Annotated in this window: 15 protein-coding genes, 3 pseudogenes and 2 riboswitches; all 18 genes and pseudogenes read right to left on the bottom strand. The window is 33.8% G+C overall.

What is annotated here, in order from left to right:
* Window positions 1–216 precede the first annotated feature (216 nt).
* Window positions 217–306: riboswitch (cyclic di-GMP riboswitch) on the bottom strand.
* Between the two features lie 134 nt (window positions 307–440).
* Window positions 441–789, bottom strand: a pseudogene (locus CALKRO_RS13525) (UPF0236 family transposase-like protein); the annotation flags it as partial.
* A gap of 131 nt (window positions 790–920) precedes the next feature.
* Window positions 921–1,218, bottom strand: a pseudogene (locus CALKRO_RS13520) (transposase); the annotation flags it as partial.
* Between the two features lie 123 nt (window positions 1,219–1,341).
* Window positions 1,342–1,706, bottom strand: a pseudogene (locus CALKRO_RS13515) (transposase); the annotation flags it as partial.
* An 874-nt stretch (window positions 1,707–2,580) separates the two neighbouring features.
* Window positions 2,581–3,504, bottom strand: coding sequence for an NHL repeat-containing protein (locus CALKRO_RS04255; protein ID WP_013429867.1), 924 nt, complete (start codon window positions 3,502–3,504; stop codon window positions 2,581–2,583).
* A 1,249-nt stretch (window positions 3,505–4,753) separates the two neighbouring features.
* The gene (locus CALKRO_RS04250) at window positions 4,754–6,703 is read right to left on the bottom strand and encodes a tapirin (protein WP_013429866.1); all 1,950 of its coding nucleotides are present in this window, start codon (window positions 6,701–6,703) and stop codon (window positions 4,754–4,756) included.
* Between the two features lie 149 nt (window positions 6,704–6,852).
* A riboswitch (cyclic di-GMP riboswitch) is annotated at window positions 6,853–6,942 on the bottom strand.
* A 190-nt stretch (window positions 6,943–7,132) separates the two neighbouring features.
* Window positions 7,133–9,061 carry a tapirin gene (locus CALKRO_RS04245; RefSeq protein WP_013429865.1) on the bottom strand — a complete coding sequence of 643 codons (1,929 nt, stop codon included), beginning with the start codon at window positions 9,059–9,061 and terminating at the stop codon, window positions 7,133–7,135.
* A gap of 6 nt (window positions 9,062–9,067) precedes the next feature.
* The gene (locus tag CALKRO_RS04240) at window positions 9,068–9,916 is read right to left on the bottom strand and encodes a type II secretion system protein (protein ID WP_013429864.1); all 849 of its coding nucleotides are present in this window, start codon (window positions 9,914–9,916) and stop codon (window positions 9,068–9,070) included.
* Window positions 9,917–9,927: 11 nt separating this feature from the next.
* On the bottom strand, window positions 9,928–10,572 hold the full coding sequence (locus tag CALKRO_RS04235) for a hypothetical protein (RefSeq protein ID WP_013429863.1): 645 nt from the start codon (window positions 10,570–10,572) through the stop codon (window positions 9,928–9,930).
* A 51-nt stretch (window positions 10,573–10,623) separates the two neighbouring features.
* Window positions 10,624–11,157 (bottom strand): PilN domain-containing protein, encoded by a 534-nt coding sequence (locus CALKRO_RS04230; RefSeq protein ID WP_013429862.1) that lies wholly within the window; start codon window positions 11,155–11,157, stop codon window positions 10,624–10,626.
* A 45-nt stretch (window positions 11,158–11,202) separates the two neighbouring features.
* Window positions 11,203–12,165, bottom strand: a complete 963-nt coding sequence (pilM, locus tag CALKRO_RS04225) for a type IV pilus biogenesis protein PilM (protein ID WP_013429861.1) — start codon at window positions 12,163–12,165, stop codon at window positions 11,203–11,205.
* A gap of 50 nt (window positions 12,166–12,215) precedes the next feature.
* The gene (locus tag CALKRO_RS04220; RefSeq protein ID WP_013429860.1) at window positions 12,216–12,788 is read right to left on the bottom strand and encodes a prepilin-type N-terminal cleavage/methylation domain-containing protein; all 573 of its coding nucleotides are present in this window, start codon (window positions 12,786–12,788) and stop codon (window positions 12,216–12,218) included.
* Window positions 12,785–13,339 (bottom strand): prepilin-type N-terminal cleavage/methylation domain-containing protein, encoded by a 555-nt coding sequence (locus CALKRO_RS04215; RefSeq protein ID WP_013429859.1) that lies wholly within the window; start codon window positions 13,337–13,339, stop codon window positions 12,785–12,787. The genes CALKRO_RS04220 and CALKRO_RS04215 overlap by 4 nt, the downstream gene beginning before the upstream one ends.
* Window positions 13,329–13,619 (bottom strand): late competence development ComFB family protein, encoded by a 291-nt coding sequence (locus tag CALKRO_RS04210; RefSeq protein WP_013429858.1) that lies wholly within the window; start codon window positions 13,617–13,619, stop codon window positions 13,329–13,331. Before CALKRO_RS04210 ends, CALKRO_RS04215 begins: the two co-directional genes overlap by 11 nt.
* Before the next feature lie 7 nt (window positions 13,620–13,626).
* Window positions 13,627–14,403 (bottom strand): prepilin peptidase, encoded by a 777-nt coding sequence (locus CALKRO_RS04205; RefSeq protein ID WP_013429857.1) that lies wholly within the window; start codon window positions 14,401–14,403, stop codon window positions 13,627–13,629.
* A gap of 46 nt (window positions 14,404–14,449) precedes the next feature.
* The gene (locus CALKRO_RS04200) at window positions 14,450–14,887 is read right to left on the bottom strand and encodes a prepilin-type N-terminal cleavage/methylation domain-containing protein (protein ID WP_013429856.1); all 438 of its coding nucleotides are present in this window, start codon (window positions 14,885–14,887) and stop codon (window positions 14,450–14,452) included.
* Window positions 14,888–14,922: 35 nt separating this feature from the next.
* The gene (locus CALKRO_RS04195; RefSeq protein WP_041741565.1) at window positions 14,923–15,339 is read right to left on the bottom strand and encodes a type II secretion system protein; all 417 of its coding nucleotides are present in this window, start codon (window positions 15,337–15,339) and stop codon (window positions 14,923–14,925) included.
* A 38-nt stretch (window positions 15,340–15,377) separates the two neighbouring features.
* Window positions 15,378–16,589 carry a type II secretion system F family protein gene (locus tag CALKRO_RS04190; RefSeq protein WP_013429854.1) on the bottom strand — a complete coding sequence of 404 codons (1,212 nt, stop codon included), beginning with the start codon at window positions 16,587–16,589 and terminating at the stop codon, window positions 15,378–15,380.
* 70 nt (window positions 16,590–16,659) lie between these two features.
* Window positions 16,660–17,715, bottom strand: coding sequence for a type IV pilus twitching motility protein PilT (locus tag CALKRO_RS04185; protein WP_013429853.1), 1,056 nt, complete (start codon window positions 17,713–17,715; stop codon window positions 16,660–16,662).
* Window positions 17,716–17,736 lie beyond the last annotated feature (21 nt).

Below are 17,736 nucleotides of genomic sequence, written 5' to 3'. Positions count from 1 at the left end.
TGTTCATACAAGGTTAAATATTGGCTGCCAATCAATGGCAGCCAATGCCTAGTGTAATGTATGTTAAAAGAGGGGGTTAGGGGATAGCTTTTTCAGTGTTACAGAAGAATATACATAGTTATTTCTTTTTTTTAATTTTTTACATGTACTAAAAAAACGGCGCCTTGCCAGACGCCGTTTTAAACCACTCATCAAATATTTCACACCTCGAGTAGTTTCGGCAGCCTGGCAACCATAGGAAGTTTTTCTTCCGACAGGCCCATGGCTTTGCGCCCCTGCCTTTCGACAGGTTTGCCCTTTCGACTACCCACTTCATATTCAATTTTTTTTATGTTTTATCATACTTTCTTTTAATATGAATTATATCATTAACTCAGTAATTTGTCAACTAATCTTTTTCAACGGGATAGTGTCAAGAGTTTGTAGGAAAAAATTTTTTATTAGAACATACCTGCATTATAGAAGCTACAACTAATCAAAGACTTTAATGCTCTTCGTAACTGGTTAACTTTACCATTTGCTATAACTGGTATATTATTCCACTTTTCCGTACCTTTTCGTACTCTTTTCCCGTTCTTTATAATTCCTTTTGCTATTTCTTTTAACTTCTTGCCTTTCTGCTTTCTTGGCTTTTATCTTCTCTAAATATACATTCATAAGTTCAAAACCATTGTATTTTAAACTCAATAACTTTACCATGGTCTCTGCTATATCTTCACTCCATCCTCTTGGTCTTGAACTCATCCTCTCTGCTAATACATGACTTACATGCCCTTCTGCACTACATCCTGCTTATGTCACAAGTATGTCAGCGGCAAGTGGAAAAATGGAGTACCTATTCTTAAAAAATGTTGTTACAATATATTACATCTCTACAATATTCGCTATTGAGACGGAAACACGAAATTCTCGACAAGGTTTCCATTTACAACTATAGATATAAGCAGGTCAGTGTAGAAGCTATCCACTCTTTTGTAGCTGAAAGAAAAGAATAGAAGGCCGAAAGTTACCGGAATGTGTACGAGGAACAGAAATTTCAAGCTGCATAGCAGGTGCTACAAGTTTTACTTCAATAAAAAGCATTGCCTTTGTCATTTTCGTTTTTAGCAAGGTAAACAGTTCTTTCTGATAACAAAAAGCAATCAAGCAAATTTTACTTTTAGCTGTTTTAGAGCTGGGCAGATAAAACTATCATAAGAATCAATACATATTTAGCATTTGTTCGATAACAATATATTTAAAAGTCTCAAAAATTTCATTTTTTCCATAATCGTGAACCCCCTTTGGTGATTATATTATTGTAATAATAATTATGCAATGGACACAATTTTTATAACTCCCGATTTCACTGTTAAATAGTTTTCTGAAGCGAGAGAAAGTAGAAATAGAGGGGACATTGCCATTTAAGTTACAAAATAAACGGAGTTCATAAGAGTTAAGAAGAACAGCGCGAAGCTGTGTAAGGGTATTTAGTTTGAGTAATTTTTGGACAAGGAAGCACAGAAGCATAGATTCTAAGGAGAAGTATCTATGCTTGCCAAAGTGTTTATAGTAAGCATTATAGAAAGAAGAAGGTATGTAGTTTGACAAGTCGATGAATTTATTGAACAAGCCCAAGAGGGTATCAAGAGTTGTTAAGAAACCAAAGCCTTTAGGTGGGAGAATAAATCTAAAAATGAAAGTTGTTTAGGTTTGGTGTTGAACATTTTGGAACTCTCCTCATAATAGAAGATTTGTTTTATATAATCATATTTTACTATAATTATGAGGAGTGTGATCAAACTTTTTTGAATTTTTATAAAGCTTGATAACGCTCATCTTGAGCGTTTCTGCAAAATATTAAAAAACTATAAGGATTGAAAAATAGTTTGCTTTGTTATGTTTAAACCAAACCCACAAACTCAAAAATCTTTTATAAAAAACATGCGAATTATTTTGAAAAGTGACAGATAGCAAATAACAAAACATATCTAAAACTTCCAATGAATAGTGCATTTTAATAAATTCTGTTATATTAAATATACATGGTTATTTTGAGGATACGACCAGTAAACTTACTTCTACCCTTGAAAATCTCACCATTAAAAAAACTAGTAGAACTTTCATGAGACTATAAACGTTTATCATTCTATCTTTATTTAAATAAATAGTATTAAAATCACCATAAATAGTATAAAATCTATTCTCAAACAAAATGCTGTTTACTGAAAAACAAGAATGTGTAAAACTAAGTTAAATTTTAGCGCATAATAATTTTTAAACAATTAAAAAAGTAATTTAAGCTTACAAAGAAAAAGCAAGAAAAATATAGTAACAATCGCAAATATTTGATGTTAACCTTCTGAATACCACTAACTGCTTCTATTTATGCTTACATTTTCAGGTTTTTTAAGTATTGTCACCGCAATTCTCGCAAATGTAAAAAATAAGTGGAAGGAGACCATATGCAAAGTTTTTTAATTAAAAACTCTGGTCTCCTTCCTTTAATTCTATTTCCTATTTCAGTTTTCATAGTAAACAAGTCTTCAGAATATAATTATCTTAATCATTCTTTGAGAGAAATCTATTACTTGAACTTCGTTATTTTTTAATTACAATTTTCAATATTCTGCTATTATACGTATCTGCAAAGATAATATTTCCTTTTAAGTCAAAACACACACCAGTCGGATAATTCAAAATAAATTTGTTTTTCTCATTTTTTCCCCAGGTATAAGCTTTTTTCATCTTTAAAGAATATAAAATAACTCGATGGTAATCAGTATCCGTGATAGCAATATTCTCGCCACTTTGATCAATTGCAATACCTAATGGGTGATGAAGTTTGAAATAATTATTGATTTTGTTATATATAGAAACAACATTGCCTTTTTGGTTTATAACAACAATCCTATTGTTTCCACTATCAGCTACATATAGATTTCCAGCTGAATCAACAGCGATACCGCGAGGAAAATTTAATTTATCTCCATTTGTATTTAACTTTGTTATTTCAGACACAAATTCTCCCTTACTGTTATATTTAACAATTTTACTTAGTGAATAATCACTAACGTATATATAACCTTTAAGATCTACAGCAATTCCCATAGGTGCCTGTAATTTACCTTGCTTTGCTTTAACCTTTTCCCATGAAGCAATCCACTTTCCATCTGAGGATAACTTAACTAATCTTGAATTTCCTGTATCCGCTACGTATATATTGCCATTCTTGTCGCATGTAACTGCTGCAGGGTATGAAAACTGATTCTTTTGATTACCCTTCATACCAATTGAAAAAACTTTCTTACCAGTAGGATCAAATTTAACTATCCTACAATTGTCTGTATCAGCTACAATTATAAACCCTTTTGAATCAACTGCCACGCTATTTGGCAAACGCAAATTTTCACTTTTGTCCTTGGTTGGTATAATTTGGAGTACACTTGCAAACACAACAACTGACATTAGCAAAACAGATACGCATACAAATAAAGTCAGAAAAGTAATAATAAGTTTTTTCATGTTATATATACCTCCTCCCTCACATATAATATAATTTAGCCAGTTGCAAAAACACTCAAAATGAGCGTTTTCACACTCTTTTAAGATTTTTTAAAAAAATTCCCCTTCTCCTTATAGGCAGTTAAAATGTAAACTCTTCACAAGAATGTTTATAATTAAACAAAAAACAAACCAAAAAGCTCTCTTACAAAAAACTTTGCAAGGTCTTTAAAAATATTAATTTAGCAGTTCTTCTTCCTTAATTGGTTACATAAGTAATTTTCTAGCATTCTTTGCCTAATTCTATAATCTTTTTCGAAACTTTCTACACATGCTCTGCTCATCGTTAAGAATTCTCATAAGAACCTATCCTTTGCATTTCCTTTGCATAATAAGTACTATACTTAGTTTATTTTAGCCATATTTTGTAATTTTCGCATGATGTATTTTAATAACAGTTATTCACATATTATGAATGACCTAATCTCGAACAGCTGTATAAGCAAAGCTTATAAGTCAAAATATTATTTACTTTCGCAGTTATCAAATAAGAGAAATAGGTGAACTTTAATGTTTCAAAAATAAAGTTTTTATGGCATAATTCGGGAACAGTTTGAATTCAGTACCAATTAAAGTTTTTCAATTCACTGAAACTTCAATGAGTAAAGATAATAATCAACTTTCTTGTATTACTATCTTCTTATCAAGCAAACTATAGAATCAATAATTATACCAAAAAAATTTCCCACTAACAACCCAATAGTCAAATCCTTGTCTGAATAGCTCAATATTTCATTACTTTCTAGTTTAGATTATTTAAACAAAATTTTCAAAACTTTTTTCACATTGTGTTATATGACTAACTATATGTACTCTACTAAATTCTATTAAAATTTTGCTACAGTATCATGAGACTCAAGATAAAGGACATACTTAGTTGTTACAAACAAAATTAAGTATGCAAAAAATACTGTGTTCATAACTTATAATAATTATACCACAAAGATATAAAATTTAAACACTAAAATGAAATAAAAAGTGGTATTATAAAAAGTTGTATTAATCAGGTAGGGGGCAAGTGTAATTTTATATGAATTAATACAAGTGGTAAATCCTTAGTTAATAACTAATTAAATACACTCGAAATGTATCTTAACAAAGATGGGATTATCATGTAAATAAACTAAAACAACCTGTATTGGATACAGTAAATTTTTGATTTTAGATAATCCTAAAAAATAATGATATATTTTTTATTAATTTTTTTATATTATTTAACAACAATACTTCTTCTTACTACCCTATACAGAGTACCGCTTTGAATTGTATCTCTTCGACTGGACATCGTTACAGGTGGAACATATCCAGTACTATTTGTTATCTGATTCTGAATGAGTGAACTCGGTGAGCCATATATTAATATAACACCATCAAATGGACTCCCGCCCGAACTATTTATATTAAGAGTATTACCTAACGCAATCAATTGACCATTTAATATTCTCGTTCCCACTGAAATAGTAATGTTGTTTCTTGCAAAAACATGCAATTGTAGTGGACTTGGAACTGGTGAAACGCCAATGCTTGCTAACCTGTTTTTAATCTCAACTTCAATTTCACCAGCATCACAATTTTCTCCAATAACTACAACCTGCGGAGGTGACTTTGAAATATCTGCAGCACTGTCAATTGATGCTGGTGGAACTGAGTCATGGGGTGTTATCGATGGTATACTTGTACTATTAGGAAAATTAAAATTTCTTATATCACTTATTATTTGAGGTAAAGGTGGATATGGAATAAAAGGTGCTACATTTATAATTCCACCTGAATTAACAATCCGACTGTAGTCAGGCGGCATCCTCGTCACAACGGTTGCGCCATTTTCTATTACTAACGTAGTTGGATTGTTCAAAAACTGAATCGAATCGCAATATACTACCGCACCAGATTTTATTGTAACTGTCCCCTGATCCTGTATTCTTAGCACACCTCTGATTACTCCTATTTTCTTTATTACAACATCTACCGCATTTGCTATACTACCTTTAACTATGACATCCCCATCGCAGTATAACTCATCGAACTCATATCTACCTCTACCATATAATTCCGCATTTCCCCCCACGTACGTTTTACCCATCTGCAAGCTAATATTTCTATCTCCAACACCTGTTCTTCTCAAATTTGACCTAATATAAGTTACATTGTTCACTTTTACATTGTCTTCGCGAACTTGTGGATTACCGTTCACACCCAGTGATAACTCACCCATTACCACTAAATTATTAATGTCAGTTTGCAGACCACCATGTGATTGTAAATCACCACCTGTATGCACATTCCCACCTATTATGGTAAAGTTGACATTTGCCACAAAGTTCCCATTAGTATATAGTGCATAGTCGAATAAGTTAAATATTGAAGACGCAAGAGTTATAGTCCCGATCGATATAACACTTTCCAGACTATTAGGGCTACTTGAAAGTATTTTAAAGTCTAATCGCAATGTTCTTTTTACTTCTTTATCTGACGAAGTTACAGCTCTTGTTTTAGAAACATCAATGTAAATGGTATAACCGTCAGGTAGAGAACTTCTTGTCACACCTGACCATGCATTAACTGTAATACCATCAAATTTATATCCAGTCAAACCCTCATAATGGGGTTTTATCCATAATTGTACCAAGTCAGATAACTTCTTAAACTCCTTCAACGGTAAAGATTCTACCTTTACAGAAGCATCACTGCCCACATCATTCATAAACCGACTTACCTCATCCTTTATTATCGCTTCCATACCTTTATACACCTTGTCCTTTGCTACATCTTGAGTTATCCTCCCGTGTCGCAAATCATCTAATATCTTCCCCGGTTCGTAACTCTCGTCCCCCAATAACAATCTTACTCTACCAGGACTTGTATTTTCCAGTGTCCCATCCGCTTTGTAATAATAATCATATGCTATATCCTTTGCAGCCTCCAATAATTGATTAAAATAATATAAAAACTCCTCTGCCGCACTTTCAGCTCCATAACCTGTTGCAGATTTCTGATATATAGATGTGCTCTGGTTCAGCGATGCTAACACAGCCGACATCGTCCCCAGTAATACCGTGCTCAAAATAGCAATCACTATTATTACAACAATTAAGGTGCTTCCTCTTATATTAGTTTTTAGTATTTTTGGATTAAAAGTAATTCTATTTATTATAATCATACTATTCACTCCCTTTGTGCTTTTATTTTTCATTAATAACTCATTAACCCTTTAAAACTCCAAATAACAATGGATATAAAAAAGGCATCTGACGGTTGCCAGATGCCATTAGCCAAGGATTATATTCACAAATAATCACTCGGCATATCTTCGGCAGCCTGGCAACCATAGGAAGATTTTCTTCCGACAGGCCCATGGCTTTGCGCCCCTGCCTTTCGACAGGTTTGCCCTTTCGATATATGCCACAGCTTTTTTATTAATTTCACTTTCTTAGACTTTATTAACTTACAAAACTTGATGTTTTTCAGACATATTATTAAACTTTCGTATTATGGTGATAACTAATTTATATTAAAACTGATAATTGCTTCCACATCCATCTTTTTAAGTATTTTTATTGATATAATCAAATTTATTATTTTCTACATACTACCTTGTAACCATGTTTCGTCTTAAAATGTCATATAAAGTTTTTCTTTCGATAGCATCATTTTGTGTGAATATTGCTTGAGATGGTTGAATACCTGTATTACTCTCAATGTCTTGCTGAATGGGTGGACTTGGCATTTGATACTTCAACGTTAGTCCTGCATATGGATTTCCCGTAGCGTTAATGTTAAAAGTACTACCAAGAGAGATAATTGAACCATTCATAATGGTTAAGCCACCACCCACAAATGTAATGTTTCCTCTTGAAATTAAATGCAACTGGAGTGTTGAGAAATCAACAATTGGTGATCCCAATCTGGCTGATATCTCTATTCTTGCTTCATTATCATTAATATAGGACTCACCATATATTACTATCTGCGGAGGCGTCTGAGATGTATCTGCAGTACTGCCAAGTTGGTTACTACCTACACTATCAGCTGGCAATGGTGTTGTTAGCAATCCACTGGTATAATCCCGATTTCTTATCTCGTCAATTTCAGCTGGTGGAGAGGGATATGAAAAAGAAGAAGAATACGAAATTGTCCCACCATTATTTTGTATGGATATTATCGTGGATGCATCGGGAGTTGTTGCTAAATATAATTTTGCTCCATTTTCAAGAATCAAACGAGAACCATTGCGTACTACCAATGAATTGCAGTAAACCGCACTGTTGCTTTTCAACGTTACTGTTGCTCCATCAATAACCTCAAGTGTCCCTCTTATACTTGCTAAAGTTGAAACTTCCATGTTCACACCCGGTCCAGCTAGCTTTACATTGCTATCGGAAAACAATTGTACAAACTTATAGCTACCGGCCCCATATAATTGCATTTCCTGACCAACATAAATTGTTTTTGCATCAATATTAGTTGAGCGTGGGGATATCCTATTTGCTTTCAAACTTTTTTCTACATAAATTATGTTTCTTACAACTATATTGTTGTCACGACATCGCGAGTCACTATCTTGATTTATCACCATCTCACCTTTTGATATCAAATTGTCAATATTAAACACCGCACCACCGTCAATCGTTAGGTCACCACCTGAATACACACTTCCATTTTCGACAGTAAGGTTTTTGTTAGTATTAAGAGCACCCTTTGAAAATATTGCATAATCAAGCGGTGATGAAGGAACAGACGTTGGTGATGGATTCAAAATTAAGTTCACTGAACCTCCACTGTTACCAGCTATTCCAACATCTAATCGTAATGTTCTCTTTATCTCTTTATCTGACGAAGTTCCTGCTCTCTTTTTAGATACATCAATGTAAATTGTATATCCATCAGGAAGAGACCCACTTGTCGTACCTGACCATGCATTAACTGTAATATCATCAAGTTCATACCCAGTCAGGCTCTCATAATGTGGCTTTATATACAACTCTACTAAGTCAGATAACTTCTTAAACTCCGGCAGCGACAGAAATTCAACCTTTATGGAAGCATCACTACCCACGTCATTCATAAACCGACTTACCTCATCCTTTATTATCGCTTCCATACCTTTATACACCTTGTCCTTTGCTACATCTTGAGTTATCCTCCCGTGTCGCAAATCATCTAATATCTTCCCCGGTTCGTAACTCTCGTCCCCCAATAACAATCTTACTCTACCAGGACTTGTATTTTCCAGTGTCCCATCCGCTTTGTAATAATAATCATATGCTATATCCTTTGCAGCCTCCAATAATTGATTAAAATAATATAAAAACTCCTCTGCCGCACTTTCAGCTCCATAACCTGTTGCAGATTTCTGATATATAGATGTGCTCTGGTTCAGCGATGCTAACACAGCCGACATCGTCCCCAGTAATACCGTGCTCAAAATAGCAATCACTATTATTACAACAATCAAAACAGACCCGTTAACCTTTTTAACAAATAATCTTTCTTTTAACCCGATAAATTTTTGTGGCATCTCCTTTTACCCCCTCACCATAAATTTATAATCTCTCACTTTTCTATTCCTTTTTTCGTCCCAAATCTCCATTGTTACTTCAAAAAGCTGATGATAAAACTTTGAATCATTGTACGAAATAAATCTTACAGTGGTCCTCTGCGTTGTAAAATTAATAGCAGAACTTGCTGTCGGACTTGGTAGAGGAGATGCCGCAGAACTTACTGAAAAGCTCTTAGACCATACTTCTAAACTTTGAGTGGTATAATTTGATGTAAGAACACCTCCACTCATCTCAAATACGCCATTAATATTACAATTAACCGCAGATGAGTTGTCAATAAAATATATCTTAAATTTGGGTCTTTCAATTATTAATGGTATATTATTGAATTTGTACTCTGCCCGGTTCGCTCCGCTTATTTCTTTATAAACTTCAATATTCACTATTCCGTTTAAACTTGATGGAATAGAAAACCTATGGTCATATCTAACACCACCATATGTTGCATCATAAACTTTTTGATATACTGATACTGTATTTGAAGAGTCAGCTGTCAGAATTAAGTCGAAATCACTTTCTATCCTTTTAACTGTATACTTTACTCTATATCTATCATTGCCATATTGCAGTTCATTGCCACTATAATCTGGCAAAAAATATACTGTATCTGTAAAATGACTAACATCATTTGCCATTTCAGCATACATTTTTTCCATTGCTTTGTTCAAAACCTGAGCAATATCCATGTTCTCTTTTGACTTTGAGGTTACCCTTATCGACTGGTTAAATGCAATTCCAATTGGAACCAATATTATAGCAAATATAGCAACAGCAACTATAGCCTCTATTAACGAAAAACCCTTTAGCTTCATGTTAACTCACCTTATTTAAATAAATTATTTTTTCCACTTGGACTTTTCTTAATTGTCTTATTCAAAACAAACTCACGCGCTGGACTTTGCGGGTCGTTAAATCCATAAAATTTTATCACTGCATTTACCATTAACTTGTTTTCTGCCTTTGTCATGTTCAGAGAATCAATGGTAAATAAAGGCGCAAAATTCGGTTGTTTATCAAGAATTGAGTGTATATTTTCATATTCACAATTCCATGTTTGCCGTGATGACAAATAATATGGATAAAACTGGTCACCCATATTTTTTGTATTTCCAAGCTCAATTTTCTGTGAAGGCTCAAACATATATGAAGAAGTACTAATCTTCACTGTTTCTAATAGTCTTTTTAAATCTACAACACAAAACAAAGCATTCTGATTTGGCGGAATAATATCTTTTAATTTAGCATACTCCTTTTTTGCATTTTCTATTTCTCCCTTGTGTGCGTTATAATTGTTTATTATCATATTCAACCTTGAAAGCTCTGCAGTAAGGGTTTCATACTGTGTTTTTAAATTCTCTAATCTTTGAGACAAGTTACTATATACAAATGAATAAAAAACAAATCCAATTATCACTATTAACCCAATAATCAGTAAATTTTTTTCTCTACTGCTCAATTTATAACTCATTGCTACCTTTCACCACCTTCATTAAATTGATCTTAAAATTCTTAAAACTTCTTATCTTATATCAGCACTCACATCAGCTTTTTTGATACCTTCTACATCATTTGCACCATTAAATACTACATTTGCAAAGTGTGGATCATTAGATAGGCTGTAAACAAACTGAACCACACTCTCAACATTCTTGCTTGCTACTCTGCAATTAAGTTTGTTATTTTCTATCTGCAGCATCTCAAATGTCAGATCTATTGGGGTTAACTTTTCAAGAGTTGTAAGTAATTCCTTTAATTTAAGGTTTTCATTCTTCTTTTGATTAATAAACCCAATTTTCATATCATATGCCTCTTTTATCCTTAAATCTTTTTGTATCTTGTTTACAATTATTTTTTTAGAGTTAATCTCGGTTATAGTGCTGCTGATCTTCATAGAATACGAAATTATCTGAATAAAGATAAATACTGATATTAAAACACATACCCCAATTACCGATAATAAAGTAATTACCAATCCACCGCTTACTTTTTCTTTGTCTACTTTATATTGCTTACTATATGCCTCTAATAAATTTATATCTTTTAAAACTGGCACTACTTCTTGCCTCCTTTACCATATAATGTACATACCTTATATCTTTTAGATTAACCCGCTGAAAACTGTTACATAACTAAACATTACACTTTTTTCTTGTGTTCCAATTTTCTTGATAGACTTAAACCCACTTACAAGTTCTACATCCATATTAATTCTCTTTTTTAAAATATCACTGATATCAATATGTTGACATACCTCTCCTGTTAGATATACTTTTTTAATATTCGTTATCGGTTCTTCTCTCGTTCGTACAAAGTCATAAAACTTGATTATACTTTCAGAAATAAGATCCTCAATATAGCTAAATTCATAATCATAAGATTGATCTGAATTTTCCTTAAACATCTCTTCGAGCTGAACAAGCGGAAAAAGTTTTGTGGCACAGAGCTCGTTATTTGCAACAACTGATGTAGAAACCCCATTTCGGGTGATATTTGCTATTAAATATGAATTATCATCTGTTTGTTTATTCAACTTTCTTTCAATTTTGAATAATTTGACAATAGAATTTGGTTCAATATCAATCTTAGATATTTTTATTCCTGAATTTCTAAAAGCATTTATTACTCCTTCGATTAAGAATCTATGTACACCAACAATTAGTACCTTTTGCTTTTTAATTTTTCCTTCATCAAATATTCTTAATTGCTTATAATCAAGTACATAATTATCTATGTTAATTGGGAAATATTGTCTTGCCTCATGGCGTATCATATTGTAGACTTTGTCATCGGTAACATAAGGCATCTCCAGTTCTCTTATCAAAATGTTAGAAATCCCTGAAAATATTATATTCACATTTTTCTTACCAACCTTATTTTGATTAAAAAAGCTTCTTAACTCTATCTGCAAAAGTACATCATCAACTTTAATATCTTCTCTAATTATATTATCGTCAAGATTTTTTTCAAAAAATCTATCAATTTCAATTGTCTCATTGTGATATTTCCCCTCAACCACTCTAATGTAGTTTTTTCCAATCTCAACAACAACTTTTTCGCTCACTATAAATCACCTCTACGATTCATATAAAATACATTATAAGCATTTTTTGACTAAAAATTCCTAAAAACATGTTCAACTTTGTACACTCTGGTTATTCGGTTAGCTCCACGTTTATTTATTACAACCTCATATTCTATTACTATCTTCAAATCTGAAATATAGACACAATCAAATCTTTCTACAAGACCATTTAAGAAGATGAACGCTGCAGGTGACGGAACCGAAGAACCACTTGAGGATGTCAAATAAATCTTTTCAATGCTAATGCTCCTTGAATTTGAATCATATATAAGCTTAATTCTAAAATCAGGTCGTGCAGTTAGTGCTGGCAAATCATTTTGATACACATCCATTATTACTTGTTTAGTTGTACCAACAACCATATTCTTAATAGTAGACTGGTCAGACATTGACAGCCATTGTTTTACCTGATCATTCAATCTTTTCGCTTCACCTTCAATCCTTGCTATATTAATGTTCTCCTGTGCAACTTTAAAGTTCTGAATAAAAAAGGAATAAATTGCACCAAGTATGATTGCTGCAATTACAACAGCTATTATTAACTCAACTAGGGTTAAACCCTTTAATTTTGTAATGCTTTTTATTTCTAAATTAAATCTCATTTAACTTCAACACTCCCCGGAGGCAACGCTTTAATAATAACTCTTTTCTGATAACCACTTGTTGCCCCTCTTATTTGTACCACTAATTCTTTATTTACATTTTGATAATGACTTTCGTTTGCTCGTAAACCTGGTGAACCTGAGAATCGCCATAATGTTCCATTTTTGTCATAATACAAATATGTAGCAACTGCTCCTGCGCCTGTAACAATTATATCAGAATTTAACTCAACAGCTTTGCTTTTTAATTCCTTCAAAACTGTTTCTGTTCCCCCCACATATTTTATCAGTTGAATCTGTAAACACCTTTCACCTGTTGTTGGATCTGGTATAACATAATTATTAATTTTAACAAAATATTTGTAATAAACTGCTTCTTTATCTTCGTACTCATACAGCATAGAAATCATATCTGACAACCCATTTGCAATATTTCGAACTTCTGCACGACGAACAGATGATAGATATGCAGGTATTCCAATAGCTAATAATATAGCAATTATAACTATTACAATTATCATTTCACTAAGAGAAAATCCCCTACATTTCATCACTACAATCCCTTTCTTCATGTCTCACATTATTTTTTACAACATAAGCCGCTGCTGCCAGCGCAGCAATTATATCTACTTCAAATTGAATTTCTAATTCTTTTAATTTCACAAACATCTTACCATCTTCAGTCACACAATACCGAGGTGGAAGCCTATTCAAAGCCAATGCCATTACATCGGCTTTGCATTTTTCGCATTTGCAAACACCCAATTCATCATTTATCTTCTCGTAGTATTTTTGAACAAGTTCCTCCATCAGATTTTTTATAACATACATCATAACTCTACCTCACTATTATTAGCTGATAGTAAAGATCAGCAATCCTTTCACCTGCCACTGTTGACACAAATATGCCAATTGATATGAACGGACCAAACGGAATCTCCCTCTTTTTCTCGTTTCCCTTTAAAATGCTTTGAACAAGCTTCAAGCCTAAAACATATAAAAACGCTACAAAAAATGCTATGAAATTGCACACAATTGCCTGTCTTATTGTAAATCCTACACCTCCTGCCATCAAAAGCAAAACATCCCCTAACCCCATTGCATAACCCCGGGTAATTAAGTATATAAGCCCTACCAGAAGAGCATTTAAAATTGGTCCAAGCACCATAAATGTCATTGAGGTTTTTGAAACCCCTTTTAAACTCACCTCAAACCCAAACTTTAAAATGGCAAGCAAAAGAATACTTGTTACGCTCATCTCGTAAGTTTTGAAATCTACAACTGAAATGTATATCAGGATACAGCCTATCAAAAATAATAAAAAAGCTGATACACTCAAACCATACACTCTTGCGCTTGCTATTGCAAGCAAACAACACACAGTTTCAACAGCCGGGTATAAAGGTGAAATTGGACTTTTGCAATACCTGCACTTCCCTTTCAGGATAATAAAGCTTAAGACAGGGATTAAATCAAACCATCTTATCCTTTTTCCACAATTTGGACAATGACTCGAGGGGAATATAATTGATTCCCCTCGAGGTATTCTGTATATACATACATTCAGGAAGCTGCCAATCACCAATCCCAACGTTCCCACTATTGCCTCTAACATCTTTGGTATACTCCTTCAAAATGAAATAAAGAGTACCAAACATACATTACTTGTAGTTTGGATCTGGAGACGGATAGAGCTCCACAACAGTACCAGAAGAATTTTGAGCACCTATTCTCAATACTTGATTAGTCGCATCATATTTATAATAAAAATCTCCATTTTTTAACTTTGTCTTTGGAAGTCCACTGCCCAAGTAATCTACAATACCGTTACCAGTGTTAACAGGGTCGTTATTTTGTATTACTTTCCAGTCAGCTTGATCGTTCAACACATTTCCTTCTGAAACCCATTGCTGAATAGCTGTTGCAATATTCTTTGCATTTGCCTTATCAGCCTCAATTTTTGACTTGTTTATCTGTTTTAATACTTGAGGTACCGCAATTGCAATCAAGATTGCAATTATTGCAACAACTATAACCATCTCAATTAATGTAAAACCTTTGTGCTTGCTGTTAACCTGTTTTACAAGCCAAGCCATCATCTTTCAAATCGCCCCCTCTTAGTTTTCTAAAATTTTTAGTAACCTGGATCTACACTTGGAAAAAGTTCGTAAAAGTTAGTTCCATCTCCACTATAAACCTTCAAAACACTATCAAGTTTATAGTAGAAGTAGTAGGAACGCCGGTAAACTGGTTTTGGCAAGCCTCCTGAAATATAATCGCTAAGCTTTAAACTATATGGAGGACTTAAACTTACAACATCTGAGTCAATTTTGTGAAAATTGTTATCAGGTATCAGCACATTTAAACTTAATCCTGTTTCTTCTTCAAAAAGATAGAAGGCATATGCAATATGTCTTGCATTTTGTATATCAGCTGACTTTCTTGCCTTATTTATATTCTTTAAAACCTGGGGGACGGCTATAGCAATAATCACACCCAGGATAGCAACCACTACCACCAGCTCAATTAAGGTAAATCCTTTTCTTTTCAATTTAATTTTCCCCGCCTTTTTATACATCTTTGAGTTTTTTACGCACCAACGCTTCCATACAATTTGAATATCGGCAAGATTATTGACGCCAGCAAGAAACCAACCATGATAGCAAGCAACACAATCATTATTGGCTCAAATATTGATGTTAGCCTTGTTACCTGATTTTCAACTTCATTCTCATAGTAATCTGCTGCTTTGTTAAGCATGTATTCCAAATTACCACTTTCTTCACCGGTTCTTATCATAATTTCAACAAGCCTTGGGAAAATCCCCACCTCAGCAATCGGATAACTCAAACCCTCTCCCCTCTGTACCCTTTCGATAACTTCTTCAAACTTCTTCTCAACAAATACATTTGTCATGACATTTTTTGTTGTCTCAAGAGCTATCACTATACTAACACCAGCTGCTGTCATCGTGCCAAGCGTTCTTGTAAACCTTGTTACAATTTGCCCAAGGATAATCTTACCTATGACTGGAATTTGAAGTTTGAACTTATCAATATAAAATCCACCTTTGTCGGTTTTTCTAATTACATTGTAAGCTACCACTAATAAAATGCATACTATTATTATTAAAATAAAATTGTTTCTCATAAAATTGGAGCTGGAGATTATGAACCTTGTGGTTGCAGGCAGTTCAACATTAAGTTCGCTAAAAATCCCTACAAAAGTAGGTACAACAAATGTAAGCATTATTATCAATACACCTATTGCTACAAGAATAACAATTGCCGGGTATATCAAGGCATTTATAATTTTCTGACGTAATTTTAACTCTTTTTCAAAGTGGGTAGCCATCCTGTCAAGTGCCTGATCAACAGAACCTGACATCTCACCAGCTTCAATCATGTTTATCAAAATTGATGGAAAACATTCAGCTTTTTCTGTCAACGCTCTCGACAACATTGACCCACTTTGCACTTTCTTATGTATATCCTCTAATACCTTTCCGAAATATCTGCCTTTGAACTGCTCAGCAATGACATCTAACGCACTTACCATTGGTATACCCGCCATAAGCATTGTTGCAAACTGGCGACAAAACACTGCTAAGTCTTTTATAGGTATCTTTTTTCGCAACTGAACTGAAATATCTTTTTGCCATACTCCTTTTTCTCGCAAGTCTATTATATATAGCTGACGTCTCTTAAGACTTTCTGCTGCAAGCTCAATTGTATCTGCCAATATTGTCCCCTCAACATTTTTCCCACTGCTATCTACCGCTTTGTAAACAAACTCCGGCATACCCCACTACTCTCCTTAACATCCCAAATTTATTCGTCACACCACCAAACCTAAAAAGCATTTGAAAAGCTTATGCACTGAGCAGTCTTTGCATAAAATCAAAGTCAGTAGCATAGTTGAACGCATCTTCACGAGTAATAAACCCTCGTTTGTACAAGTCTATGAGTGACTGCTCCATTGTTATCATGCCCTGTCGCTGATGCGTTTGAATAATTGATTGAATCTGATACGTTTTAGCCTCCCTAATGAGGTTTCTTATGGCCGGATTTACTATCATTACCTCTGTTGCAACAACCCTGCCTTTACCATCACGACGGGTCAAAAGCTGCTGAGACACAACTCCCTGCAAAACAGTTGATAGCTGAATTCTTATCTGCTGCTGTTGATGCGGTGGAAAAACGTCAATGATACGGTCTATTGTCTTTGCCGCTCCAATTGTGTGAAGTGTGGAAAACACCAGGTGTCCTGTTTCAGCAGCTGTTAAAGCTATCGCAATTGTCTCCAAATCCCTCATCTCACCAACCAGGATTACGTCAGGATCTTCTCTCAAAGCCGCCCTCAGCGCGTCTGCAAAGCTGAGTGTGTCACTACCTATCTCTCTTTGATTGATAATACTCTTGTTGTGTCTATGCAAATACTCTATTGGGTCCTCTAATGTGATTATATGTACATCTCTTTCTTTGTTGATTATGTCAATCAGCGATGCCAGTGTTGTTGACTTACCCGAACCAGTTGGACCTGTAACTAAAACAAGCCCTTTATTCAATTTTGTAAATTCTTTCAAAACTGGTGGAAGGCCAAGTGTCTCAAATGGTGGTATATTTACTGGAATTATTCTAAAAGCTATAGAATATGAACCTCTTTGTTTATAAACATTTACTCTGAATCTGCTTACGCCTTTTATGCCGTAAGAAAAGTCTATCTCACCTTTCTGCTCAAGAATTTTAAACTGGTTTTCGTTGGTGATCTGTCGCACAAACTCCTCCACCATCTCAGGGGTCAGAATTGAGTCATCTGTCCGTACTAATCTGCCGTGTATTCGATAAATTGGAGGAACACCTGGTGTAATATGTATATCTGAAGCCTCCTTGAGAAATGCTTCTTTGAGAATTGAATTAATATCCATGAGTATTTGCTTCCTCCTTCC

Origin of the sequence: Caldicellulosiruptor kronotskyensis 2002, assembly GCF_000166775.1 — a bacterium.
In the GTDB taxonomy this organism is placed as follows: Bacteria; Bacillota; Thermoanaerobacteria; order Caldicellulosiruptorales; family Caldicellulosiruptoraceae; genus Caldicellulosiruptor; species Caldicellulosiruptor kronotskyensis.
This window is presented reverse-complemented; position numbering and strand designations above follow the sequence as displayed.

Excerpts from the sequence above, each read along its gene's own strand:
- CALKRO_RS04190 (WP_013429854.1), bottom strand. The coding sequence starts at position 16,589 with ATGCCGGAGTTTGTTTACAAAGCGGTAGATAGCAGTGGGAAAAATGTT.
- CALKRO_RS04185 (WP_013429853.1), bottom strand. The coding sequence starts at position 17,715 with ATGGATATTAATTCAATTCTCAAAGAAGCATTTCTCAAGGAGGCTTCA.
- CALKRO_RS04220 (WP_013429860.1), bottom strand. The coding sequence starts at position 12,788 with ATGAGATTTAATTTAGAAATAAAAAGCATTACAAAATTAAAGGGTTTA.
- CALKRO_RS04255 (WP_013429867.1), bottom strand. The coding sequence starts at position 3,504 with ATGAAAAAACTTATTATTACTTTTCTGACTTTATTTGTATGCGTATCT.
- CALKRO_RS04245 (WP_013429865.1), bottom strand. The coding sequence starts at position 9,061 with ATGCCACAAAAATTTATCGGGTTAAAAGAAAGATTATTTGTTAAAAAG.
- CALKRO_RS04210 (WP_013429858.1), bottom strand. The coding sequence starts at position 13,619 with ATGTATGTTATAAAAAATCTGATGGAGGAACTTGTTCAAAAATACTAC.
- CALKRO_RS04215 (WP_013429859.1), bottom strand. The coding sequence starts at position 13,339 with ATGAAATGTAGGGGATTTTCTCTTAGTGAAATGATAATTGTAATAGTT.
- CALKRO_RS04250 (WP_013429866.1), bottom strand. The coding sequence starts at position 6,703 with ATGATTATAATAAATAGAATTACTTTTAATCCAAAAATACTAAAAACT.
- CALKRO_RS04205 (WP_013429857.1), bottom strand. The coding sequence starts at position 14,403 with ATGTTAGAGGCAATAGTGGGAACGTTGGGATTGGTGATTGGCAGCTTC.
- CALKRO_RS04240 (WP_013429864.1), bottom strand. The coding sequence starts at position 9,916 with ATGAAGCTAAAGGGTTTTTCGTTAATAGAGGCTATAGTTGCTGTTGCT.
- CALKRO_RS04235 (WP_013429863.1), bottom strand. The coding sequence starts at position 10,572 with ATGAGTTATAAATTGAGCAGTAGAGAAAAAAATTTACTGATTATTGGG.
- CALKRO_RS04200 (WP_013429856.1), bottom strand. The coding sequence starts at position 14,887 with ATGATGGCTTGGCTTGTAAAACAGGTTAACAGCAAGCACAAAGGTTTT.